Origin of the sequence: Methylophilus rhizosphaerae (genome assembly GCF_900100975.1) — a bacterium.
GTDB lineage: Bacteria > Pseudomonadota > Gammaproteobacteria > Burkholderiales > Methylophilaceae > Methylophilus > Methylophilus rhizosphaerae.
Genome location: NZ_FNFX01000006.1, coordinates 1 through 22,930 on the forward strand (window position 1 = coordinate 1; position 22,930 = coordinate 22,930).

22 protein-coding genes, 1 tRNA gene and 1 other RNA gene are annotated in these 22,930 nt (G+C 49.0%); 12 read left to right on the forward strand and 12 right to left on the reverse strand.

Annotation, left to right across the window (positions count from 1 at the left end; genetic code table 11):
• Nucleotides 1-68: 68 nt before the first annotated feature.
• The gene (locus BLP53_RS13125; protein WP_091470242.1) at nucleotides 69-1,295 is read left to right on the forward strand and encodes an IS256 family transposase; all 1,227 of its coding nucleotides are present in this window, start codon (nucleotides 69-71) and stop codon (nucleotides 1,293-1,295) included.
• A 320-nt stretch (nucleotides 1,296-1,615) separates the two neighbouring features.
• Here BLP53_RS13125 and BLP53_RS13130 read toward each other — a convergent pair whose 3' ends face one another.
• Complete coding sequence (locus BLP53_RS13130) at nucleotides 1,616-2,539, reverse strand: DNA-binding protein (RefSeq protein WP_091473112.1); 924 nt, start codon at nucleotides 2,537-2,539, stop codon at nucleotides 1,616-1,618.
• A 280-nt stretch (nucleotides 2,540-2,819) separates the two neighbouring features.
• Here BLP53_RS13130 and BLP53_RS13135 point away from each other — a divergent pair, with 280 nt between their 5' ends.
• The gene (locus tag BLP53_RS13135; RefSeq protein ID WP_143001375.1) at nucleotides 2,820-3,200 is read left to right on the forward strand and encodes a hypothetical protein; all 381 of its coding nucleotides are present in this window, start codon (nucleotides 2,820-2,822) and stop codon (nucleotides 3,198-3,200) included.
• A 73-nt stretch (nucleotides 3,201-3,273) separates the two neighbouring features.
• On the opposite strand, the gene ssrA is transcribed toward BLP53_RS13135, so the two are convergent.
• Nucleotides 3,274-3,639: a transfer-messenger RNA gene (ssrA, locus tag BLP53_RS13140) on the reverse strand.
• A gap of 81 nt (nucleotides 3,640-3,720) precedes the next feature.
• Here ssrA and BLP53_RS13145 point away from each other — a divergent pair.
• Nucleotides 3,721-4,596 carry a prephenate dehydrogenase gene (locus BLP53_RS13145; RefSeq protein WP_091473119.1) on the forward strand — a complete coding sequence of 292 codons (876 nt, stop codon included), beginning with the start codon at nucleotides 3,721-3,723 and terminating at the stop codon, nucleotides 4,594-4,596.
• A gap of 5 nt (nucleotides 4,597-4,601) precedes the next feature.
• Nucleotides 4,602-5,882: a 3-phosphoshikimate 1-carboxyvinyltransferase gene (gene aroA / locus BLP53_RS13150; protein WP_091473123.1), complete on the forward strand. Its 1,281-nt coding sequence runs from the start codon at nucleotides 4,602-4,604 to the stop codon at nucleotides 5,880-5,882.
• Here the strand turns inward: aroA and BLP53_RS13155 are convergent, their stop codons facing one another.
• A complete protein-coding gene (locus tag BLP53_RS13155) occupies nucleotides 5,883-6,104 on the reverse strand; it encodes a DUF2061 domain-containing protein (RefSeq protein WP_091473127.1) in 222 nt (73 codons plus the stop codon).
• Between the two features lie 91 nt (nucleotides 6,105-6,195).
• Here BLP53_RS13155 and cmk point away from each other — a divergent pair, with 91 nt between their 5' ends.
• From cmk to BLP53_RS13185, 6 genes are all read left to right on the forward strand, one after another.
• Nucleotides 6,196-6,864 (forward strand): (d)CMP kinase, encoded by a 669-nt coding sequence (gene cmk, locus BLP53_RS13160; RefSeq protein ID WP_091473130.1) that lies wholly within the window; start codon nucleotides 6,196-6,198, stop codon nucleotides 6,862-6,864.
• Nucleotides 6,865-7,051: 187 nt separating this feature from the next.
• Nucleotides 7,052-8,548, forward strand: coding sequence for a 30S ribosomal protein S1 (gene rpsA, locus BLP53_RS13165; RefSeq protein ID WP_091473133.1), 1,497 nt, complete (start codon nucleotides 7,052-7,054; stop codon nucleotides 8,546-8,548).
• A gap of 14 nt (nucleotides 8,549-8,562) precedes the next feature.
• Nucleotides 8,563-8,847, forward strand: a complete 285-nt coding sequence (locus BLP53_RS13170; RefSeq protein WP_091473138.1) for an integration host factor subunit beta — start codon at nucleotides 8,563-8,565, stop codon at nucleotides 8,845-8,847.
• A gap of 130 nt (nucleotides 8,848-8,977) precedes the next feature.
• Nucleotides 8,978-10,210 carry a lipopolysaccharide assembly protein LapB gene (gene lapB / locus BLP53_RS13175; protein WP_091473142.1) on the forward strand — a complete coding sequence of 411 codons (1,233 nt, stop codon included), beginning with the start codon at nucleotides 8,978-8,980 and terminating at the stop codon, nucleotides 10,208-10,210.
• A 35-nt stretch (nucleotides 10,211-10,245) separates the two neighbouring features.
• Complete coding sequence (gene pyrF / locus BLP53_RS13180; RefSeq protein ID WP_091473144.1) at nucleotides 10,246-10,941, forward strand: orotidine-5'-phosphate decarboxylase; 696 nt, start codon at nucleotides 10,246-10,248, stop codon at nucleotides 10,939-10,941.
• 108 nt (nucleotides 10,942-11,049) lie between these two features.
• The gene (locus BLP53_RS13185; RefSeq protein WP_091473147.1) at nucleotides 11,050-11,361 is read left to right on the forward strand and encodes a ComEA family DNA-binding protein; all 312 of its coding nucleotides are present in this window, start codon (nucleotides 11,050-11,052) and stop codon (nucleotides 11,359-11,361) included.
• 127 nt (nucleotides 11,362-11,488) lie between these two features.
• Here BLP53_RS13185 and BLP53_RS13190 read toward each other — a convergent pair.
• Nucleotides 11,489-11,578 (reverse strand) — tRNA-Ser (locus tag BLP53_RS13190).
• A gap of 336 nt (nucleotides 11,579-11,914) precedes the next feature.
• Here BLP53_RS13190 and exaC point away from each other — a divergent pair.
• Together exaC and BLP53_RS13200 are read left to right on the forward strand one after the other, a co-directional pair.
• Nucleotides 11,915-13,435, forward strand: coding sequence for an acetaldehyde dehydrogenase ExaC (gene exaC / locus BLP53_RS13195; protein ID WP_091473150.1), 1,521 nt, complete (start codon nucleotides 11,915-11,917; stop codon nucleotides 13,433-13,435).
• Nucleotides 13,436-13,519: 84 nt separating this feature from the next.
• Nucleotides 13,520-13,897, forward strand: coding sequence for a DUF779 domain-containing protein (locus tag BLP53_RS13200; RefSeq protein ID WP_091473153.1), 378 nt, complete (start codon nucleotides 13,520-13,522; stop codon nucleotides 13,895-13,897).
• A gap of 45 nt (nucleotides 13,898-13,942) precedes the next feature.
• Here the strand turns inward: BLP53_RS13200 and cheZ are convergent, their stop codons facing one another.
• The 8 genes from cheZ to BLP53_RS13240 form a co-directional block, all read right to left on the reverse strand.
• A complete protein-coding gene (gene cheZ, locus BLP53_RS13205) occupies nucleotides 13,943-14,626 on the reverse strand; it encodes a protein phosphatase CheZ (RefSeq protein WP_091473156.1) in 684 nt (227 codons plus the stop codon).
• 1 nt (nucleotide 14,627) lies between these two features.
• Nucleotides 14,628-15,026: a chemotaxis response regulator CheY gene (gene cheY / locus BLP53_RS13210; RefSeq protein WP_091473159.1), complete on the reverse strand. Its 399-nt coding sequence runs from the start codon at nucleotides 15,024-15,026 to the stop codon at nucleotides 14,628-14,630.
• Between the two features lie 108 nt (nucleotides 15,027-15,134).
• The gene (locus BLP53_RS13215; RefSeq protein ID WP_091473162.1) at nucleotides 15,135-16,208 is read right to left on the reverse strand and encodes a protein-glutamate methylesterase/protein-glutamine glutaminase; all 1,074 of its coding nucleotides are present in this window, start codon (nucleotides 16,206-16,208) and stop codon (nucleotides 15,135-15,137) included.
• Nucleotides 16,209-16,235: 27 nt separating this feature from the next.
• Nucleotides 16,236-16,844: a chemoreceptor glutamine deamidase CheD gene (gene cheD, locus BLP53_RS13220; RefSeq protein ID WP_091473165.1), complete on the reverse strand. Its 609-nt coding sequence runs from the start codon at nucleotides 16,842-16,844 to the stop codon at nucleotides 16,236-16,238.
• The gene (locus tag BLP53_RS13225) at nucleotides 16,841-17,740 is read right to left on the reverse strand and encodes a CheR family methyltransferase (protein ID WP_091473168.1); all 900 of its coding nucleotides are present in this window, start codon (nucleotides 17,738-17,740) and stop codon (nucleotides 16,841-16,843) included. The genes cheD and BLP53_RS13225 overlap by 4 nt, the downstream gene beginning before the upstream one ends.
• 46 nt (nucleotides 17,741-17,786) lie before the next feature.
• Nucleotides 17,787-18,497, reverse strand: a complete 711-nt coding sequence (fae, locus tag BLP53_RS13230; RefSeq protein ID WP_091473172.1) for a formaldehyde-activating enzyme — start codon at nucleotides 18,495-18,497, stop codon at nucleotides 17,787-17,789.
• A 54-nt stretch (nucleotides 18,498-18,551) separates the two neighbouring features.
• Complete coding sequence (locus tag BLP53_RS13235; RefSeq protein ID WP_091473175.1) at nucleotides 18,552-20,663, reverse strand: methyl-accepting chemotaxis protein; 2,112 nt, start codon at nucleotides 20,661-20,663, stop codon at nucleotides 18,552-18,554.
• A gap of 268 nt (nucleotides 20,664-20,931) precedes the next feature.
• Nucleotides 20,932-22,930, reverse strand: a 1,999-nt coding sequence (locus BLP53_RS13240) for a methyl-accepting chemotaxis protein (protein WP_091473179.1), incomplete at its 5' end; no start/stop codon positions are given.

Here is a 22,930-nt window from a genome sequence, read left to right on the forward strand (position 1 = left end):
GAGGGTATAAATAATTTTGTGTAAACGGTCATTTTGCAGGAAACTGCGCACGTACTTTTGGAGTAGAAATGACCGTATCAAAATCCCTGCCCAACGATCTGATTGATGGATTGTTGGGCAACTATAAAAAGCCTGAAGATTTAATTGGCGAGAATGGACTGCTCAAGCAGCTAACCAAAGCGCTGGTTGAACGTGCTCTTGAAGCAGAGATGGCAGATCACCTAGGCCACGATAAAAATGAGCCTGTGAAGAATGCCTCAGGCAACACCCGCAACGGTAAAAGTCGCAAGACGCTCAAAGGGGACTTTGGCGAACTACCGATTGAAATTCCCCGAGACCGCGCAGGTAGCTTCGAGCCACAACTGATTCCCAAACATCAAACCCGCTGGACGGGCTTTGATGACAAAATCATCTCCCTGTATGCCAGAGGTATGACAGTACGTGAGATTCAACAGCACTTGTCCGAAATGTACGGCACAGAGATTTCACCGACGTTAATCTCCAATGTCACTGATGCGGTGATTGATGAGGTCAAGCTGTGGCAGTCTCGCCCACTCGACAGTATCTACCCCATCGTCTATCTGGATTGCATCCATGTCAAAGTCAGAGATGCAGGCAGTGTACGTGCCAAAGCGGTGTACCTTGCCATCGGCGTTAACATGGACGGTCACAAGGAAGTCATGGGCTTATGGATCGCCCAGACTGAAGGGGCCAAGTTCTGGCTGGCCGTCGTCACCGAACTCAAGAACCGTGGCGTACAAGACATCTTCATTGCCTGCGTGGATGGATTAAAGGGTTTCCCGGAAGCGATTGAAACTGTCTACCCACAAGCTACTGTCCAGCTTTGTATCGTCCACATGGTGCGCAATAGCCTGAATTATGTGGGCTGGAACAAGCGTAAAGAGGTGGCGGCTGACCTCAAGCTGATTTACAGCTCTGCCACACTGGCTGAAGCTGAAATGGCGCTCATGGACTTTGAACATCAATGGGGTGAGGCTTATCCCTTAATCGCAAAATCCTGGCGCAGCAACTGGCAGCGCATTATTCCATTCTTTGACTATCCACCGGAAATCAGGCGAGTGATTTACACCACGAATGCGATTGAATCAGTGAACATGAGTCTGCGTAAGATCACCAAAAATCGCGGCTCATTTCCGAATGATGAATCACTGATTAAATTGTTCTATCTTGCCTTACAGAACATCAGTGAAAAGTGGTCTATGCCACTGCGAGATTGGAAACCTGCGCTAAACAGGTTTACCATACAGTTCGAGGACAGAATGCCTCGGCAGTAATCAACCGCCGTTTACACAAAATTCAGGACACCCTCACACGTAAGCGTGCTGCTTGTTGGCACGTATGTGATTATTTGTATAAGTCATGAAATCCCCAATTAGACTCACGAACTTATCAGAGTATCAGAACTGCAACTCAATTGGTCGGTTGCTAACTGACCTAAAGTACAGTTTTTCTGAGATTCAAGAAGTTATCTGCTTGTACAGAATTTTTAACATAATATACATTATGCGAAATTAATAAGGCTAATTGTCATGGCCTTCGTACCCAACTCAACTTTTTCACTTTTACTCTTAAACTTTATAAATTACGTAACCTGCTATTTAAGCAATGGCTTTTTTCTTTCAATCTGTTTTAGTTTATTTGATGCGACGAGTTGCTGGCGTTGGGATTCTTTCAGCTGTCCTTTAATCAGGCCAATATTCTCACGCAGCTCATTAACCAGCTTCTGGTTTTTCATGGTTTGTGTTTTTGTGACAGTATGTTCTTTTAGCAACGATTTCTTCAGCTCAGCTATTTCCAGTTCTAATTTAATCGCGCGTTGACGTTCACGATCCAATTCTGCAAAAGATTTTGCTTCGAGTTTTCTGAAGCGGTCATCGGATAATTTCAAGGCAGCATGCAGTTTATTGATTTCCGCGATAAATTCATTATTGACGCTTTTTAATGTCGCTTCCAGGGCTGTTTTCTCATTTTGCAGCGTTTTAACCGATTCTTTTTGCGTAACTGATAGCTGACTGTCAATCAACAACCTTTTTTCGTTTTCCTGCAGTTGTTTTTTGATGGCCGCCAGCTCCTGGTGTTGTTCTGTATTCAGTGCTTCCAGCTTCTTGACCTGTGCCTTATAACTTTCCAACTCCAGCCGGTTGCTGCTTTCAAGGCCATTTATTGCAGTATGTTTTTCTTTATAGGTTTGCCTGGCAGCTTCCAGCGCGGATTTCCATAAAGCGCCTAGTGCCTCGCCAGCGAATTCGCGCAAGGAATCTGGCAAACCGGCGTGCTCAATATCTACCCTGTTTTTCGAGCGGAGTTCAGCCCAAAAGCTGTTCACAGCCTGTGACGGTGTGGACATGGTGCCTTTACGCACCAATTGATATAGCTTGTTCGCTGTCGGTTGCATCCCATACCTGAAAAACATCAAGCGACACACTTCCCGGTACAGGTCTTTTGTTTGTGGAAATTGAATGCGTAAAGACTCTACATCCTGTGCTAGTTTTGCTTCATTGGTGTGTGTAAAAGCCATGGTCTTTCAATGTTTATTGATACTTTTATGACAAATAGTTATGTACATGAGTTTGCTAAAAAGTTGCCTTTGAATTTGAAAGCCACTTGTTTAATACCTGCTGCAAAAAATAGATGAGGCAATAATGAGTAAAATAAGTATTTGATTTATATATTATTTATAGCATTTATTTCTTTGTGAAGAAAATATGTCAAATAAATATTCATCACCTTTATTAACATAATTTAATCAGATGTTAATATTGGATTGCGGATTTGATCTGCAATTTAGGGAGAAGATAATGAAACATACAAGAAAGATGAGGAAGTTACATACCCAATATTCGTTACAGTGGAGCTTGAAAGTTGGCCATCATTTAGGCACGTTAAACCATCATAAAGCTATCAAATTGGTCAACGTAAAACCTACCATTTTTCACCGCTGGATGTCAGGAAAACTGGTAGCGCCTGAAGTTAAGCTGGATAAGATTAAATGTTATGCATTTGATGCATTCAGAAAAAGGCATCGAAGACCAGCCAGCCTAGGCCTGTCAGTCGCGGAACTGGATGAAGAAATGATACGCGCAAGGTATTTGTGGAAGAATATGCTTTTTGAGCAGCTGAATATGGTCGCAAAACGCAGATTTTGTGCCGCATTAAAGCGAAGGAAAGTATGTCGTTAGTAGCTGTTTAAAAAAAAGGCCACTCGAAACCGTGGCCTTTTCTTACGCTCAATACTACTTATCAATTTGAATTTGGTGGAGCTGGGGGGAATCGAACCCCCGTCCGCAAGCCCTCCACAGACAGTTCTACATACTTAGCTGTGTTGTTTATATTTAACCGTACACTCACCAACGAGCAAGCAAGGGTAAAGCGAGCTACCTTGGATTTAATGCGTGATTAAGTAACCCAACCACGCACGATCCTCTCTAAATGACGCTGCTGCCGGTTACCCGGCCCGACCGAGAGGCTCTTCGGGGCAGCGTTCAGCCGGGATTAAGCGGCTAAAGCGTAAGTTTCGTCGTTTGCGACTATACTTGTTCAGATGGATTTACGAGGGAACCTGAATCCTCGGTATGCCCTGCACTGCTTTGCAACCCACGTCGAAACCGGGTCAGCCCCAATGCAATCTATCAATTATACGCCTGAAACCGGGACTAGCCAAACTCAAAGCGCTTTTGTATGACATGATACAATGTGGCCATGTTCAAAAAAATTGTGATATTTGGCGTGGGCTTGATTGGCGGCTCAGTCTCGCTTGCCTTGAAAAAACTACCTCATCCGCCACACATCACCGGTGTTGGCCGCTCTGATCATAGTTTGCAAGAGGCGCTGGGTTTAGGGTTAATCGACACAGCAGAGACAAATATCGCTAATGCATTAACAGATGCAGATCTGGTTTTGATTGCTGCACCAGTGGCTCAAACACCAGCCATCTTGCGTACAATTCAACCACATCTTTCTGCAAACACCATTATTACCGATGCCGGTAGCACTAAATCGGATGTGATGTCTTACGCAAAAGCGGAACTGGGTTCGCAGTTCAACCAGTTTGTTGGTGGCCATCCGATTGCCGGTGCAGAGAAAAGCGGCCCAAGTGCTGCGATGGCTGATTTGTATATCGGTAAAAATGTTATTTTGACGCCAGATGCTGCAACAGATGCTGATGCAGTAAAAAGAGTGGCGGCGCTATGGCAAGCTTGCGGTGCAGTGGTTTCAAATATGAGCCCGCAAGCCCATGACCGCGTGTTTGCTGCGGTGAGCCATTTGCCACACTTGCTGGCCTTTGCTTTGGTAGAAGATTTAGCCAAACGCGACAATGCAGAATTACTGTTCAAATTTGCTGCCAGCGGATTCCGGGACTTCACGCGTATTGCCGGTAGCCATCCTGAAATGTGGCGCGATATTGCGCTGGCTAACAAGCAGGCATTATTAGAGGAGCTTAATACCTACCAGCAGGCAGTCAGCGAGATGACAGTATTGCTGGAAAACAATGATGATGCAGGCCTGTTTGCATTGTTTGAGCATGCCAGCCGCGCCCGGAATGAATGGGCAAAATCCAAAACCAATAAAACGTAACTCATATGGAACAACTGCATTTACCTGCTGTCACCCAAGCGCAAGGCACCATTATCCTGCCTGGCTCAAAAAGTATTTCCAATCGCACATTGCTATTGGCGGCGTTGTCGGATGGCGTGACGATTATTCGCGATTTGCTCGCTTCAGATGACACGGCAAGAATGCTGGAAGCATTAGCTTCATTGGGTATAAAGCTGGAAAATATTGGGGAAAATGCATGGCAGGTCACTGGTTGTGCGGGCAATTTTCCTAATAAGCAGGCGGACTTATTCTTGGGCAATGCAGGAACAGCTTTTCGCCCATTAACTGCAGCATTGGCCTTCTCGCAAGGTGATTACCACCTGCATGGCATTCCCCGCATGCATGAACGGCCGATTGGTGACCTGGTGGATGCATTACGGCAGGCCGGTGCGGACGTAAACTGCACTGGCAATGAGGGCTACCCTCCCCTGCAGATTTCCCCTGCTACGTTGGATGTCAGCCAGCCAATCCAGATTCGCGGTGATGTGTCCAGCCAGTTTTTGACGGCATTGCTGATGGCATTGCCTTTGACTGGCCAGGCTGCCAGCATCGAAGTGGTGGGTGAGCTGATTTCAAAGCCTTATATTGAAATCACCCTTAACCTGATGCAGCGCTTTGGGATGGTGGTGCAGCGCGATGGCTGGCAACGTTTCCATATTCCGGCTGCAGCATGCTATCAATCTCCGGGTGAGATTTTTGTGGAAGGCGATGCATCCAGTGCTTCTTATTTTATCGCAGCCGGCATTCTGGCAGGCGACGTCACTGTACAAGGTGTCGGGCAACATAGCATTCAGGGTGATATCCGCTTTGCAGAGGCGGCCCATTTAATGGGTGGCCGTATCAGCTATGGAGAGAGTCATGTACGTGCAGAAAAGACATCCGCATTAAAGGCGATTGATCTGGATTGCAATCATATCCCGGATGCCGCGATGACTTTGGCCGTGATGGCGATGTTCGCCCAAGGCACAACGACATTACGCAATATCGCGAGCTGGCGTGTCAAGGAAACGGACCGGATTGCTGCGATGGCGACAGAGTTACGTAAAGTGGGCGCAACGGTTGAGGAAGGCCCTGACTATATTCAAATCACGCCACCAGTCCAGCTGGTTCGCCATGCGGTAATCGATACTTATGATGATCACCGCATGGCGATGTGCTTTTCACTGCTTAGCCTGGCAGGCATTCCCATTACGATTAACGACCCTAAATGTGTGGGTAAAACCTTCCCTGAATATTTCCAGGTATTTGCCGGTATCGTGCGTTAATCAGGCAGCGTAAGCCCATTCGTGTTCGTCTGGCTCCGGTCCGGTGACATGCGCATGTTGGTGATGTTGCCAGGCACGTTCATGGAAATAAAACACGATTGTGTTACAGGCCGGTTCAATCAGCGCCATCAGCCCACCTACCAGCACACTGCCCGTGAGCAGATAGGCAATGCTGAAAGCCACACTGAAGTGCAGGATGGCGAAAGAAAAGGTTTTAATCATGGCGTGCTCCTTGTAACTGTTAGGAACATGATATAAAAACTGCTAAACCTAATCCAATTCATTGTTTTAAACAGATCGATAAGTAAAATTTATGATAAGCCTTTCCCTTCCTCCCGTGATTGCCATCGATGGCCCGTCCGCCTCCGGTAAAGGCAGTGTGGCCGAGCGCGTCGCGAAACAATTTGATTTCCATTACCTTGATTCAGGTGCCCTGTATCGACTACTGGCTTATGCTGCGCATACGCAGCATGTGGCCTGGTCTGATGCTACCAGCCTGGCTGCTATTGCGGCGGGCATGGATATCCGGTTTGCAGGTGGGGAAGTTTATTTAAATGGCGGGCAAGCCAGTGCACAGATTCGCACTGAACACATGGGTAAAGGTGCCTCTGAAGTGGCGGTACATCCCCAGGTGCGCACTGCATTACTGCAAACTCAGCGCAACTTCCGCCAAGCGCCTGGCTTGGTGGGTGATGGGCGAGATATCGGGTCGGTGATTTTTCCGGATGCCGTATTGAAGGTGTTTCTGACGGCAGCAGTTGAAACACGCGCCCAGCGTCGTTATGAGCAACTCATTGCTCGCGGTGAATTCGCTGATTACAACATTATCCTGGAAGATTTAAGGCAGCGCGATTTGCGTGACAGTCAGCGCGCGTCTGCGCCGCTGAAGCAGTTGCCGGATGCCATCCTGGTGGATACAACACATATGAATATCACACAAGCCGTTGATATGATTGTGACTGCCTTCAATAAGGTAGCTTAAATCACATAAAAAATGCTTTAAGTCATTGAAGTCAATAAATTTTTTGTGTATAGTCGCATGTTCGGGTTACGTTAAGCGCCCGCTTGGCGTAACAATTATTAATTTTATCCATTGCCTGCCTTTCTCTGGTAGCGGTGGCTCGTAAAATGGCATGGGCTGTTTTGCGAGTAAATTTGGACAATTTTTAATGGCTTCTATTTCTAACTCAACCTCTTCCAACGAATCTTTTGCAGCCCTCTTCGAAGAAAGCCTGGCCCGCCAGGAAATGCGCGCAGGTGAAGTGATCACCGCCGAAGTAGTGTCTGTAGATAATGATTTCGTGATTGTTAATGCTGGCCTGAAATCCGAAAGCGTGATCAACGCTGGCGAATTCAAAAATGCGCAAGGCGAGCTTGAAGTTGCTGTTGGCGACTTCGTCAAAGTAGCGATCGAAAAACTGGAAGACGGTTTTGGTTCTACACAACTGTCTCGCGAAAAAGCGAAGAAAATGCAAGCATGGCTGGATCTGGAAGAAGCCATGAACGAAGGCCGCGTGGTCAAGGGTTTTGTCAGCAGCCGTGTTAAAGGCGGTCTGCGTGTTTCTGTCAGCGGCATCATGGCATTCTTGCCAGGTTCACTGGTAGATATTCGTCCAGTTAAAGATACCACTCCTTACGAAAACAAAGAGTGGGACTTCAAAGTGATCAAACTGGATCGCAAACGTAACAACATCGTAGTTTCCCGTCGCGCAGTCATGGAAGACACCCTGGGTGCCGACCGTGAAGCGCTGTTGGGCAGCCTGACTGAAGGTGCTGTGATCAAAGGTATCGTTAAAAACATCACTGACTACGGCGCGTTCGTGGATCTGGGTGGTATCGATGGCCTGTTGCACATCACTGACCTGGCATGGCGCCGCGTGAAGCACCCATCTGAAGTGCTGACCGTCGGTGAAGAAGTTGAAGCCAAGATCCTGAAATTCGACCAGGAGAAGAACCGTGTTTCCCTGGGCATCAAACAATTGGGCGACGACCCATGGGTGGCATTGAGCCGCCGTTACCCAGTCGGTACACGCCTGTTCGGTAAAGTGTCTAACCTGACTGACTACGGTGCATTCGTTGAAGTAGAACCAGGCATTGAAGGCTTGGTACACGTTTCTGAAATGGACTGGACTAACAAAAACATCCACCCGGGCAAAATTGCTCAATTGGGCGACGAAGTTGAAGTGATGATCCTGGAAATCGACGAAGACCGTCGTCGTCTGTCCCTGGGCATGAAACAGTGCAAACCAAACCCATGGGATGATTTCGCTGCAACGCATGCCAAAGGCGACAAAGTATCCGGCCAGATCAAGTCTATCACTGACTTCGGCGTATTCATCGGTCTGCCAGGTGGCATCGATGGCCTGGTCCACTTGTCTGACCTGTCATGGACTCAGTCTGGCGAAGAAGCAATCCGCAACTTCAAGAAAGGTGACGAGCTGCAAGCCGTTATCCTGGGCATTGACGTTGAAAAAGAGCGCATTTCCCTGGGCGTTAAGCAGTTGACTGAAGATCCAAGCGGTAACAGCGCGCCAATCGGTGAAGACAAAGCTGGCAAACCAAAAGCCAAGAAAGCCAAAGCGGATGACGTGATGATCGACGAAGCTTCTGCAGGTACCACTAACCTGGGTGCTTTGTTGAAGGCTAAACTGGATAGCAAAAAATAAGAAGGCTTTAGATCATGACAAGATCTGAACTGATAGACCTGCTTGCCGAGCGCTTTTCGCAATTAGTGCTGAAAGATGCCGAGTTATCCGTCAAAACCATCCTGGATGCGATGACGGAAAACCTGGCAACCGGTGAGCGTATCGAGATACGCGGTTTTGGTAGTTTTAGCTTGAATTACCGCCCGCCCCGCCTGGGACGTAACCCGAAAACCGGCACCAAGGTGCAAGTGCCGGCCAAATACGTGCCTCACTTTAAAGCGGGCAAGGAATTGCGCGATCGCGTGGATGCTATCGAATAATTTTTGTTACTAGCTGTTAATAAAAAACGGTATCTTCGGATACCGTTTTTTTTACCCCTCAATTGCGCTTTACATGGCGTTGGCCCGCTGGCTTGGGTAAAATAAAGCCTGACTTGAAAAGAGACCTCTTATGCTGGTTGAATTTGAATACTGGTGGCTATTAATCCTGCCACTTTTCTTTACCTTGGGGTGGATTGCCGCACGGGTAGATATCAAGCAGTTGATTGCAGAATCGACTTCACTACCCGCGACTTATTTCAAAGGCCTGAACCTGCTGATAGCGGATCAATACCACAAGGCGGTGGATGCATTCAGTGAAGCGCTTTACCTGAATAAAGACTCCCTGGAATTGCATTTTGTGCTTGGTAGCCTGTTCCGCCGCACCGGTGAAACGGATCGCGCAATCCACTTGCACATGAACCTGCTTGAAAACTATGAGCTGACCGAACAGCAATCTACCTCGATCAAGGTTGAGTTGGCGCAAGATTACTTCAAAGCCGGTTTGTATGATCGTGCAGAGGAACTCTTCCTCACTTTACGCCATACCCGTTATGAGCAAGCCGCTTTGCGCCATTTGCTTGAAATCTATGTCAAGGAACGTGAATGGTCGCAGGCCATCGCCATTGCGGCGGAGCTAGAGCGCTCTTCAGGGGTTTCTTACCGTAAAGAAGTCGCGCAGTATTACTGCGAGCTGGCCATGAATGCCATTATCCAGCAGGACTGGGCAAGCGCCAAAGGCCATCTTGACCAGGCGCTGGATGCAAATAAAAACTGTGTGCGTGCCAACGTGCTTCTAGGTGATATGGCTGCACAACAAGAGGAGCATGCCGCTGCTATTGCATTCTGGAAGCGCATAGAAATGCAAAGCCCCGAATATCTGGGCCTCGTCGCCCAGAAAATGCTTAAAAGTTACATCTCATTGAGCGATGCGCACTCACCCGGTAATGGGGGGGAGATGCCCAAAGGATTAAAAGAGGGATTGGCGCAGCTGAATCAATACCTGGAAACCTACCAGCTTAGCAGCATCATGTCGGTTCTATATGAGGCAACCCTGCAAGCAGAAGGAGCGGACAAGGCAGCCAAACTGGCGCGTAACGAACTGATCCGCAAACCAAGCCTCAAGTCCCTGGACCAGTTACTGCAGGCACGCGCAATGGTAGATGACCAGCAACACGATTTACAGTTGATGCAACAGACTGTGCGTAATGCCATTGGTGATCGTGCAGCCTATTATTGCGACCAGTGTGGTTTCCGGGCCAAGCAATATCATTGGCAATGCCCGGCCTGTAATGCCTGGGAATCCCTGCCGCCAGAGCCTACTGAAGCTACCATCCGTGACATCAAACTGCTTAAGCGCAAATAGATGTCATTCATTCGTTTCTTTTGCAATAAACCTATATGACTGATAGCAAAATCATTGTTGCCCTCGACTATGCCGATGCAGCTTCTGCACAAGCGCTGGTTGCCAGGCTAGACCCCACCCTGTGTAAATTAAAGGTCGGTAAGGAGTTATTTACTGCAGCCGGTCCGGCATTTGTCGAGTCCCTGGTCAAGCAGCAATATGATGTGTTTCTGGACCTGAAATTCCACGATATCCCCAATACGGTGGCAAAGGCCTGCCAGGCCGCAGCCAACCTTGGTGTGTGGATGCTTAATGTGCATGCCAGCGGCGGCCTACCCATGATGCAGGCCGCACGCGAGGGGCTGGATAAAGCGCATGGTACGCATGCCCCTTTGCTGATTGCCGTGACAGTGTTGACCAGTATGGATGAGGCGACCTTACATACCTTGGGGGTACAACGTTCTTTAGTCGATCATGTATTGGCATTGGCCACTCTCACTCAGCAAGCGGGCCTGCATGGTGTGGTCTGTTCTGCCCGGGAGGCTGCCATGCTGAAACAGGCATTGGGAGCAAATTTCTGCCTGGTGACGCCAGGCATCCGTCCCCCTGATGCAACCCTAGATGACCAGACCAGGATTGTCACGCCTAAAGAAGCACTCGCGCTGGGATCACACTATCTGGTGATTGGCCGCCCTATTACCCAGGCTACTGACCCTATTGTTGCATTAAACACAATTATTAAAAATATTTAACAATTATTAAATAATTTAAAGGCTACTTTCCTGTTTGGGGAAATGACAGCGCTAGAATAAAAGCAGGCCGATTTGGTCTGCTTTTATTTTTAATGATCAGGAGGACATATGAAACACACACTGTTAGCCTATTTAATGTTGTTCCTTTTATCGCCCGTCGCTTATGCGGCTGTGGATATTAATACCGCCAGCCAGGCGGAGCTGGAAAGCCTGAATGGCATAGGCCCGGCCAAGGCACAAGCGATCATCGAATACAGGAAGAAAAATGGTGGTTTTAAATCTGTCGACGAACTGGAGCAGGTGCCAGGCATTGGGCAGGCTACGCTTGGTAACCTGAAAAAGGACGTTAGCGTTGGAGCAAAAAAAGCCGCAGCCAGTGAGTCAGCTAAAACCGATAAAATAGCCGACAAGAAGAAATAGCCGCTGGACTAAAGAAGTAGAGATTTTAGATCTGGTTCAAAAGAACGGGAGCTCTGGCTCCCGTTTTTGCACGCACAGGCATGATATTTTATCGTATCAAACACTGTCGCAGATTAACCAGTCAGGCTGGCGGAGAGAGAGGGATTCGAACCCTCGATAGAGTTGCCCCTATGCCACCTTTCCAGGGTGGTGACTTAAACCGCTCATCCATCTCTCCGAAAGAAGGCGCGATTATAGCCCATAACGATGGGCACGCCAAATGATTTTATAAGCCAGTACGGAATAATGTCTGCATGTCGATTTAATATAGAAAACCAGATAAATGAGGATGGTGAGAAACTTCTATCAGATATCTTATAAATCATGAAAAATAGCATTAAAAACGCTTGATTTTGTGAACCTTAAGGTTTAATGTTTATCTCACAAATTATCTGCAAAGCCTTATTTTAAGCGGCTTTGCCGGTGATTTAACAGGTTGTTGAATTCAGTTTCAATCACTTGGTTTGGTGAGAAGTTCTGCTACAACATTGATAGAAAAAATACAGGAGTGAATATGAGTTTGGATCTTTTGAAAGCCATGGGGGTAAAAGTCCCTTACAAGGCAAAATATGACAACTTTATTGGTGGCAAATGGGTTGCACCAGTAAAAGGCGAGTATTTTGACGTGATTTCCCCGATTACAGGCAAGCCTTACACCAAGGCCGCACGCTCCAGCGCTGAAGATGTTGAACTCGCTCTTGATGCTGCGCATGCGGCAGCGGATAAATGGGGAAAAACCCCTGCGGCAGAGCGCGCCAACCTGTTATTGAGGATTGCAGACCGTATTGAACAGAATCTCGAATTAATCGCAACAGCCGAAACCGTTGATAACGGCAAGCCTATCCGCGAAACCATGAATGCCGATATCCCGCTGGCCGCTGATCATTTCAGATATTTTGCCGGTGCCCTGCGTGCACAGGAAGGCAGCTTGAGTGAACTGGACGAAAACACAGTGGCTTACCACTTCCATGAACCATTGGGTGTGGTGGGCCAGATTATTCCCTGGAACTTCCCTATTCTGATGGCCGCCTGGAAACTGGCTCCTGCCGTGGCTGCAGGTAACTGTGTAGTGATGAAGCCGGCAGAATTCACCCCGATCAGTATTCTGGTGCTGATGGAAGTTATCGGTGACCTGGTACCGCCAGGCGTGATGAATATCGTCAATGGTTATGGCCGTGAAGTGGGTGCACCGCTGTCCAATAGTAAGCGTATCGCTAAAATTGCGTTTACCGGTTCAACGGCGACTGGCCGCTTTATTGCCCAGGCTGCGGCAAACAACCTGATTCCGGCAACGCTGGAGTTGGGTGGCAAATCACCTAATATTTTCTTTGAAGACATCATGGCGGCAGACGATGATTTCCTGGATAAAGCCGTGGAAGGCTTGGTGCTGTTTGCCTTTAATCAGGGTGAGGTGTGTACCTGCCCTTCCCGTGCATTGATCCAGGAATCAATCTACGACAAGTTTATGGAGCGTGTATTGCCACGTGTTGCTGCCATCAAGCAAGGCAATCCGCTGGATCCGAACACCATGATTGGTGCACAAGCATCTCAAGACCAGGTGAACAAGATCCTGTCCTACATGGATATAGGCCGCCAGGAAGGCGCGCAGCAGTTGTGTGGCGGTGAGCGTAACATTCTGGGCGGTGATTTGGCTGAAGGTTATTACATCAAGCCTACCCTGTTCAAAGGCCACAACAAAATGCGCATCTTCCAGGAAGAAATTTTTGGACCGGTATTGGCTGTGACCACGTTTAAAGACGAAGCTGAAGCCTTGAGTATCGCCAACGACACTATTTTTGGCCTGGGTTCTGGTGTCTGGTCCCGTGACGGCAGTCGCGCTTACCGCATGGGTCGCGGCATCAAGGCCGGTCGTGTATGGACCAACTGCTATCATGCCTACCCTGCTCATGCGGCATTCGGTGGTTATAAAGAGTCCGGCATCGGCCGTGAAACCCACAAAATGATGCTGGATCATTATCAGCAAACCAAAAACCTGCTGGTCAGCTACAGTCCGAAAAAACTGGGTTTCTTTTAATCCGGTTCCAGTAGTGATTTAATACCAGGGGCGAATTATTCGCCCCTTTTTTGTCTTTATGATGATTCAACATGAGGAAAGATAATGGCTGAGCGTATTTCTGCAACACCGGCGGCGATTACATTAATCGAACAGTTGACGCAGCAGCATGGGCCGATTGTATTCCTGCAATCAGGCGGCTGTTGTGAGGGTAGCGGCCCCATGTGCCTGCCAGCTGTCGAATTCAGGCCCAGCCCATCTGATGTCAAGCTCGGAACATTGGCTGGCGCAGTATTCTATATGGGCGACAGCCATTTCAGCTTTATGCAGAATACCCACACCATCCTGGATGCGGTACCAGGTTCCAGTGGCTCTTTCTCCCTGGATTGCGGTAGCGGGCTGGCATTTATTACACGTGGCCGCGTATATACGGATGAGGAATTGGCCAGCCTGCCACCGGAAGAGCGCGTAGGATACCTATAAATGAAAAAAGGGCCAATGGGCCCTTTTTGAGTTGTGGTATTTGGATCAGAAACCCAGGCTATCCAGCAAGTCATCGACCTGCTCCTGGTTGGCCACGACATCAATGGTATTGGTCGGATCAATTTGCGGACCATTCAGCAATGAGGATGTCTCTTCTTTTTTCACCTGGGGTGAAAAGTCAACCAGCACCTGTACCAGTTGTCTTTCCAGATCCTGCACCAGTGTTGTGATTTTCTTGATGACCTGCCCGGTGAGATCCTGAAAATCCTGCGCCATCATGATATCCATCAGCAATGATTTACTGGTGGTCGTGTGCTGGTCGGCAAGTGAGAGATAGGACAGTGTGTCATTGACAACAGCATCATATTCCGACTTCAAGGCAGACTTCGCCATTACCTCCTGCCAACGGGTTTTTAACGCGATGGCACGGTCAGCTAATTCAGTCTGCAACGGAATGGCCTGATCGGTGGCATTTAGCACACGTTCAGCGGCCTGTTCCGTCATTCTGGCAACATAATTCAAGCGATCACGTGCGTCAGGGATTTCCTGTGCTACCTGTTCCAGGACCTTGTCATACCCCAATGCACTCAGGCTGTCATGCAGCGTGCGTGTCATGTGACCAATGCGGCTGATCATATCTTCCTGCTGGGTATCAGTCAGGTTATGCATCATGGCAGCAGCCATGTCCACCACGAGATTATCTGAATTCGGATTGATAGCCTCGGCCATGCTACACCTCGCCTTTTTCCATTTTCTCAAAAATTTTGGAGAGCTTCTCTTCCAGCGTGGCTGCCGTAAAGGGCTTGACCACATAACCGCTGGCTTTCGCTTGTGCTGCGGCAATAATGTTTTCTTTCTTTGCTTCGGCAGTGACCATCAATACCGGCAGTTTGGAAAGTTTGGCATCTGCACGAATGTTTTGCAGCATCGTCAGCCCGTCCATATTCGGCATATTCCAGTCAGAAACCACAAACTCGAAATCGCCATTACGCAGTTTATTCAGCGCATCAACCCCATCTTCCGCCTCTTCCACATTGTTGTAACCCAGCTCTTTCAGCAGGTTACGCACAATTCTGCGCATGGTGGAAAAATCATCAACCACCAGAAATTTAGTATTCGGATTGCCCATTTATTACTCCGCTTTCATTTAATGCTACATTTTATCCCGTATTATCCATCGATCGCATATGCATGCGATTGTTGATAACACCTGGATTTGTCTGTTTGTTTCTAAACCCTATACGCGCAAGGCGCGCTCACTGTTCGTCGCCAGATAGTGCAGGACCAGCCTTGGCAAATCTTTCAGATGTGCGATTTCATGCACTCCACCATGGGCGATCGCTTCGCGTGGCATGCCATACACCACACAACTCTCTTCATTCTGAGCAAAATTGTACGCACCGGCATTCTTCATTTCCAGCATGCCTGCCGCACCATCTTTACCCATGCCTGTCAGGATAATGCCAATGGCATTTTTACCGGCATTGGCCGCTGCAGAATCAAACAATACATCGACTGAGGGTTTGTGTCTATTCACGGGCTCGCTGTCTGATAAGCGCGTGATGTAGTTGGCCCCACTTCTGGCCAGCAGTAAATGCTGGTCGCCCGGCGCGATATAAGCGTGACCTGGCAATATGCGCTCTCCATCCACGGCTTCTTTCACCGAAATTTTGCATAGGCTGTCCAGGCGGTCGGCAAAGGACTTGGTAAATCCTGCCGGCATGTGCTGGGTGATCAGGATGCCGGGGCAATCAGAAGGCATTTGCATTAAAAATGATTTAATGGCCTCGGTCCCACCGGTAGACGCGCCGATAATCAGGAGTTTCTCACTACTGATTAAGGGGTTGCGAATAGCGCTTTGTGGCTCGCCAGCTGATACAGCGGCTTTGGCAATGCTTTGCAAGGTACTGATTTTGGCCTTGGCCGCAGTACGGATTTTATCGGTAATTTCATCCGCATATTGCTGCATGCCCTGCGAGATACCCATCTTGGGCTTGGTGACAAAATCTGTGGCTCCCAGCTCCAGTGCGCGCAAGGTAATTTCCGAGCCTTTTTCTGTCAGTGTTGAGACCATCAATACCGGCATGGGGCGCAAACGCATCAGTTTTTCCAGGAAATCCAGGCCATCCATCCTGGGCATTTCCACATCCAGTGTCAGCACATCGGGATTTAGTTGCTTGATCATTTCACGGGCCACCAGGGGATCAGGCGCGGTGCCTATCACCTGCAGGTCTTTGGTATCGTTGATAATTTCAGTCAACAGACTGCGTATTAATGCTGAATCATCAATGACTAACACTTTTGTTTTCATAGGGCTTCCTTGTTATATTTATTATTATCAGAACAAATCGATTTCGCCGGCCACTTCGTTGGTTTGCAGCTTGCTGGAGTATGCCTGTTCGCGCTTGACCAGCGTGTAATTGTTCAATTGCTTCAACTTTTTCACCAGTACTTTGCCGGTTTTGGGAAAGTAATAGACTTTGCGCGGATAGATATCCAGGAGGTCTTCACCGGTGACCCTGATGCCTTCATCCTTGAGGTATTTTTTAACGAACGCCGCATTGCGGTCACCGACGTTATTGGAGGTGAAACTGCGCAACACATTGCCACCACCAAAAATCTTGGCTTCCAGATTCTCCCGTTTGGCACCATTGCGCAATAACTGGTTAATCAGGACTTCCATGGCATAGGTGCCATAGCGCATTGATTCGGATACCGGGCTATCGCGGTCTGCACTCGCGCTTTCTGGCAACATGAAGTGATTCATGCCACCGATGCCAGACTTGGTATCCCGGATACAGGCTGAGACGCAGGAGCCCAGCACCGTGACAATCAGCATATCTTTGTCGGTAAAATAATATTCACCGGGAGAGATTTTGGCTGCGTCACAGTTAAATGTCCTGTCAAAATAGAGGGTATTCGAAATTTCTTCTTGTATCACGCTCATGCCAGGTTCCGATTCATAAAGAGGCTGGAGCGTGCAGCGCCACCAGTCTTAAGTTTGTACACCGTTTTCCCCAGCAATTGCAAGTGGTCGGAGACATACAGGAAGTTTTCTGAATGCCCGGCCAGCAGCAAGCTGTCTTCATGCATAAGCGAAATAAATTTATCAATGATGGTGCTTTGGGTCGGTTTGTCAAAATAGATCATGACATTACGACAGAAAATGACATCGAAAGCCTCGCGAAATGGCCATTGCTGATCCAGCAGGTTGAGCTGGTTGAAATTAATCAGCTCCCGTACCGGTTTTTTCAGCCGTACCAGGCCATCATGTTTGCCGGTCCCTTTTTCAAAGAACTTGCGCACCCTGCTTTCGTCCATTTTCTTGACCCGGTCGATCGGATATACACCGGCGGTTGCAGTTGCCAGGACATTGGTATCAATATCGGTTGCAATAATCTCTACCGGTGGCTTGAGTGAATTAAAGGCCTCACACGCAGTGATGGCAATGGAATAAGGCTCTTCGCCGGTAGAGGCGGCAGAGCACCAGATACGAATAGGTTTCCCGGGTTTTTGGGCCGCCAATTTGGCCAGATGTTCGGCCAGAATGGGGAAATGATGTTCTTCCCGGAAAAAAGAAGTTAAATTGGTGGTCAAGGCATTGGTGAATGCTTGCCACTCTTCGGCATGGTTCTGCTGTTCCAGCGCATCCAGGTACTGCCTGAAGCTGGACATGCCCAGGGCCCGCAGCCGCCTGCCAATCCGGCTGTATACCATATCGGTCTTTGCATCGGATAATGAAATGCCTGCATGACGATAAATCAGGGATTTGATTCTGACGAAATCATCACGAGTGAATACAAATTCGCGCGCTTCCTGCTCTTGTTTCTTCAATGCACTCACTTCGCTATCCTATGCAAAATCCGGTGGAGGCTATTACTGCCTGAAATTAAACACGTGTCGTATTGATACGGTCCTGCATTTGAGAAACTGCCAATGCTGATTCTGCATCCTCTTTGGTTTTAGCAGCCAAAGCACCTTGTGCATGTTTGCTGCGTTCCTGCATCTGGGAAATTGCCAAAGCAGCAGCTTTGTCTTCAGAACGGCGGTTTTGTGCTTCTGGGGTTTTTGCTGCAAACGGATGCAATGCTTCTTTGTACTGTTTTACCACATCAGCGGCTTTAGGCTCGCGGGCCACTGCGGCTTTGATCGCAATTTTCGTTGCGCGGTAGTTCCAGTCCTGAATGCGGTCATCCATGTCAGCTTTACTATCAATAAACACACCAACGCAGATAAATACGTCATCTGCCTCTTCCAGTGGAATGGTGCCATCAGCCACGCAATCCATCACAGCCATGGCGACGCCCCGTTGTGCCGGGCCAAACATTTGTGTTGCCTGGCGACCGTCTTTAATCGTCACCTTGTTAAACATCACAGTATTTGGTTTGACCATCATGTTTGGCGCTGCAATCGCCAATAAACCGTTTACCCCTTGTTTTTGGTCGGTGAGCGTACGACAAAATGCGTCTTCTGCAGCGCTACCGCGTGGCCCCATAATCAAGTCAATGTGTGCCACATTTTTCAAATCCAGGCCGGAACCATCTGGACGATCTTCGATGACCAGACCTTCACCAATTAATACTCGATCAATCACTGCCATTTTTTGCTCCTAATAATAAAAGTACTACGTTATACAAGGACTGGATATTCAGTCCTAACCATTGCTAACCTGGTGGAAACCTTTCCCCCAGCTTGCGCGTTCCTGCTGTGCACTTGCGGTATGGCCGTCTACAATGAAGACGCTCACCGCAGTTGCCAATTCATTTGCATGATCCGTCAGGGATTCAGCGGCAGCAGCGGCCTGCTCTACCAGTGCGGTGTTTTGCTGGGTGACATCATCCATGCGGATCACTGCATCATTCACCAGGGCGATGCCGGTACTCTGTTCATTCGAGGCCGATGCAATCTCGCCGATAATGACGCTGACGCGTTTGACCGAGTCCACAATTTCATGCATGGTTTTGCCCGCCTGCTCTACCTGCAGACTGCCCTCTGCAGTCTTATTGACGGAATTATTAATCAATTCTTTAATTTCACGTGCCGCCACCGAGGATCGTTGGGCCAGATTACCTACTTCGGCAGCTACTACGGCAAAGCCCCTGCCCTGCTCGCCGGCACGCGCCGCTTCCACCGCCGCATTCAGGGCCAAGATATTGGTCTGGAACGCAATACCATCAATCACGGAAATAATGGCTTCAATCTTGCGGGCGCTTTCGTTGATTTCGCTCATGGTATTTACTACCACATTCACCACAGCCCCACCCTTCACGGCCACTTCCGACGCCTGTGCGGCCAATTCATTGGCTTCCCTGGCGTTTTCTGCATTCTGTTTCACTGTGGAGGACAGTTCGTCCATACTGGAGGCGGTTTTCTCCAGGTTGGCGGCCTGGTCTTCGGTGCGACGACTCAAGTCTGCATTGCCCTGGGCGATTTCCCTGGCGGCAATATTGATAGATTCTGCCGCAGCCTTGACCGTCAATACCGGTTCTACAATCATATCCAGCGTATTGTTCATGCCTTCTACAATCTTGCGGTAATCGCCGGGATGGCGGCTGGCATCGGCGCGCACGGTAACGCGCCCTTCCCTGGCCGCTTTTGCCAGTGTTTCGGCATCGCTATTCAGTGCTTTCAGATTACTGCGCACTTTTTCAATTGTTTGATTGATAGTGGCTTTCTGGCCCGGAAACTGTTCCAGTGGCGCATCAAAATTACCATCTCCAAACGCTTGTACGCAGGCCATGGCTTTCTGGTTTAACGCAATGTGGCCAGCCACAATATTGTTGATACTATCCGCCAGCACCGAGAACTGGCCCTTGAACATATCCGCACGCAAGGTCATGTCTATATTGCCTTTTTCGTGCTCGGCATTCACCCAGTTCACCGAGTCTACAATGCCTTTAAGGTTGCCACGGATACGTTCCACACTCTTGTGCATGGCCGCTTTTTTACCCGGCATGGGTTCCAGTTGTACGCTCAGGTCGCCACGGCCAATACTGTCTATCACCGCAATGAATCTTTCGTTTTCACTGACATAAGCACTGACCATATCGTTGATTTCCTGTGCAACAGACCTGAAATCGCCATCAAACTTACCTACATCCAGTAAGGCATCAAGCTCACCTTGTGCATGGTCACTGGCCATATGTGCCATATCTGCAACCAAGGTTTGTACATTGTTTTTTAAACGGTTAAAACTGGTATTTAAGTCAGCCAGGTCGCCAGGTAATGGATCCAGGTGTACATTGGCGTCTTGGCCCAGCGCCGACATGGACTGGCTGGTTTGTTGCAGGATATCGGCATGCATGGCCAATACCTGGTTAACCTCTTGTGCCATCTGGCGATATTCACCAGTCAATGGTGCCAGATCAATGGCTGCCTTGAAGTTGCCATCGGCATGCGCTTTCCGAATCAGCGCAACCTGCTGGCTGAGATTATTCAGGGTGTGCTTTGCCTGGTCCAATGCATGGATGACATTCACATCATTTGATGACACTAAATCCTGCACACTATTAAACTCACCTGTGGCAATATGCCTGGCTGCAGCCAGGGCCTCAAAAGGTTCGCCTCCCAGTGTATGCTTGATGCCTGTGGTGAGCAATGCGCCGGTGATCGCTGCAAGCAGGATAAAGCCTGCTGCCAACGCCATACTTCCCAGATAAGTCGTGATAATCATGCCCACGCTGAATATGGCCAGTATCAAACCCAGTTGGAACGATAACTTGAAACGGGCAAGTCTGCCTGTGAATACACCCCATTGACCTGACATTATGCGTGTCACTCCTTCTTATTGATTTTCCTGATACTTGCTACCGTGATGCTATGTATTATTTATCGGTATATAGCTGGAATTATTCAGTAATCAACCCCGATTTGATTTGATCGAAAAAAGGGGAAAGCGCATTCTATTGTGGTGATTGCAACCCTAAAGAAATCCAGCGGGCTGAATTCGCCCATATATGCATGGATATGTTGAGGAAAAGTATGGCAAATAAAAAAGCCGACTGCTTATCCAGTCGGCTGTTACTGAGATTCAGTTAAAACTCTTCCCAATCCTCATCATCGGTGCCGGTTCGCCGGGCAATGCCTGTTTTCATGGGTGGCGGACTGGTTGTCGCGGGCCTGCCCAACGAGCTCTCCCCAGGCCTGGCCGAGGAGGCATACGCAGGCTCGGGTCGATGGCCAGATGAATGCGCTGCTACTTTCACTGGTGCAGGACGTGCCGTTGACGGATACATGGAAGCCGGTTTGCTGCCGAGTCCCCTGTCTTCCAGCTTGAACTGGCTGATGGCATCTGCCAGCTGGTTGGCCTGGTCTACCAGGGATTCAGCAGCGGCAGCGGCTTCTTCCACCAATGCCGCATTCTGCTGGGTGGTTTCATCCATGCTGGTCACTGCCTGGTTCACCTGGTCAATTCCCGTGGTCTGCTCCGCAGAAGCCGCTGAAATCTCGCTGATAATGTCAGCCACACGCTGGACAGAGGAAACCACATCTTCCATGGTGCTACCGGCATTCTCAACCAGCCGTGTCCCTTCCGTAGTCTTGCTGACCGAATCGCTGATCAGTTCCTTGATCTCTTTGGCCGCACTGGCTGAACGCTGGGCCAGGTTACGCACTTCCCCTGCCACCACCGCAAAACCTCGACCCTGCTCACCTGCACGCGCCGCTTCCACCGCCGCATTCAGGGCCAGGATATTGGTCTGGAAGGCAATGCCGTCAATCACGGAGATAATGTCTTCGATCTTCTTGGCACTGTCGTTAATCGCACTCATGGTAGCCACGACTTCGTTCACCACCGCGCCGCCTTTAACAGCTACATCGGAGGCGGTCAGTGCCAGCTGGTTCGCCTGTTTGGCGTTCTCAGCATTCTGTTTCACAGTAGAGGCCAGTTCTTCCATGCTGGCAGCGGTCTCTTCCAGGCTGGAAGCCTGCTGCTCGGTACGGGCAGACAGGTCTGCGTTACCGCTGGAGATTTCGTTGGCCGCTGTGGTGATAGTTTCAACCGCTTCAGTCACGGCAATAATAGGTTCAACCACCATATCCAGGGTGTTGTTCACCCCTTCGATAATCGTACGGAAATCACCCTGGTGTTTGTCGGCCTCTGCACGGACGGTAATACGGCCATCCTTGGCAGCTTCGGCCAGCAGGTCTGCATCGGCAACCAGCATATTGACGGCATCAATACAGGTGTTGAGGTTATTCTTGATTTCGTTGAAGTCACCATTGTAATGTTCGCTGATGTGTTCTGGGATATCGCCTTTGGAGATACGGTCCACATAGTTTGCTGCAACATTCAACGGATTAATCACGGAATCCAGGGTATTGTTGACGCCTTCTACAATCTTGCGGAAGTCGCCCTGATGCTTACTGGCATCTGCACGGGTGGACAATTGTCCATCAACGGCGGCTTGTGACAGCATATTGGCATCTGCAATCAGTGCATTCACTGCATCAATACATTGGTTCAGATTATCCTTGATGGTGTTGAATTCACCGTTGTATTCATCCGTGATCTTGGCTGGAATATGGCCTTGTGAAATGTCTGCCACGTATTTGGCGGCAACATTCAACGGATTGATGACGGCATCGAGTGTGTTGTTGACACCCTGGACGATCTTGTTGAAGTCGCCCTGGTGCTTGCTGGCATCTGCACGCGTAGACAAATGGCCTTCTACGGCAGCCTGTACCAGTTCATCAGTATCACTGACCAGGCGCTTGATATTGCTGCGCACTTGTTCAATGGCTTCATTCACGAAGGCTTTCTTGCCCGGGAACTGTTTCAGGGGCGCATCCAGGTTACCTTCACCGAAGGCTTTTACCACTTCGATGGCTTCCTTGTTCATGGCGATATGACCAGCCACCATCTTGTTGATACCGGCAGCCATTTCGGCGTAGCCGCCTTTGAAGCGGGATTCGTCGACAGTGCAATCAATATCCCCTTCATCGTGCTGCTGGCTGACATAACCCAGTGATTGCACCAGGCCATCCAGGGTACGCTGCAATACACGGATTGAATATGCAACACTGCTCTTGTCC

Excerpts from the sequence above, each read along its gene's own strand:
- BLP53_RS13125 (WP_091470242.1), top strand. The coding sequence starts at position 69 with ATGACCGTATCAAAATCCCTGCCCAACGATCTGATTGATGGATTGTTG.
- BLP53_RS13130 (WP_091473112.1), bottom strand. The coding sequence starts at position 2,539 with ATGGCTTTTACACACACCAATGAAGCAAAACTAGCACAGGATGTAGAG.
- BLP53_RS13135 (WP_143001375.1), top strand. The coding sequence starts at position 2,820 with ATGAAACATACAAGAAAGATGAGGAAGTTACATACCCAATATTCGTTA.
- BLP53_RS13145 (WP_091473119.1), top strand. The coding sequence starts at position 3,721 with ATGTTCAAAAAAATTGTGATATTTGGCGTGGGCTTGATTGGCGGCTCA.
- aroA (WP_091473123.1), top strand. The coding sequence starts at position 4,602 with ATGGAACAACTGCATTTACCTGCTGTCACCCAAGCGCAAGGCACCATT.
- BLP53_RS13155 (WP_091473127.1), bottom strand. The coding sequence starts at position 6,104 with ATGATTAAAACCTTTTCTTTCGCCATCCTGCACTTCAGTGTGGCTTTC.
- cmk (WP_091473130.1), top strand. The coding sequence starts at position 6,196 with ATGATAAGCCTTTCCCTTCCTCCCGTGATTGCCATCGATGGCCCGTCC.
- rpsA (WP_091473133.1), top strand. The coding sequence starts at position 7,052 with ATGGCTTCTATTTCTAACTCAACCTCTTCCAACGAATCTTTTGCAGCC.
- BLP53_RS13170 (WP_091473138.1), top strand. The coding sequence starts at position 8,563 with ATGACAAGATCTGAACTGATAGACCTGCTTGCCGAGCGCTTTTCGCAA.
- lapB (WP_091473142.1), top strand. The coding sequence starts at position 8,978 with ATGCTGGTTGAATTTGAATACTGGTGGCTATTAATCCTGCCACTTTTC.
- pyrF (WP_091473144.1), top strand. The coding sequence starts at position 10,246 with ATGACTGATAGCAAAATCATTGTTGCCCTCGACTATGCCGATGCAGCT.
- BLP53_RS13185 (WP_091473147.1), top strand. The coding sequence starts at position 11,050 with ATGAAACACACACTGTTAGCCTATTTAATGTTGTTCCTTTTATCGCCC.
- exaC (WP_091473150.1), top strand. The coding sequence starts at position 11,915 with ATGAGTTTGGATCTTTTGAAAGCCATGGGGGTAAAAGTCCCTTACAAG.
- BLP53_RS13200 (WP_091473153.1), top strand. The coding sequence starts at position 13,520 with ATGGCTGAGCGTATTTCTGCAACACCGGCGGCGATTACATTAATCGAA.
- cheZ (WP_091473156.1), bottom strand. The coding sequence starts at position 14,626 with ATGGCCGAGGCTATCAATCCGAATTCAGATAATCTCGTGGTGGACATG.
- cheY (WP_091473159.1), bottom strand. The coding sequence starts at position 15,026 with ATGGGCAATCCGAATACTAAATTTCTGGTGGTTGATGATTTTTCCACC.
- BLP53_RS13215 (WP_091473162.1), bottom strand. The coding sequence starts at position 16,208 with ATGAAAACAAAAGTGTTAGTCATTGATGATTCAGCATTAATACGCAGT.
- cheD (WP_091473165.1), bottom strand. The coding sequence starts at position 16,844 with ATGAGCGTGATACAAGAAGAAATTTCGAATACCCTCTATTTTGACAGG.
- fae (WP_091473172.1), bottom strand. The coding sequence starts at position 18,497 with ATGGCAGTGATTGATCGAGTATTAATTGGTGAAGGTCTGGTCATCGAA.
- BLP53_RS13235 (WP_091473175.1), bottom strand. The coding sequence starts at position 20,663 with ATGTCAGGTCAATGGGGTGTATTCACAGGCAGACTTGCCCGTTTCAAG.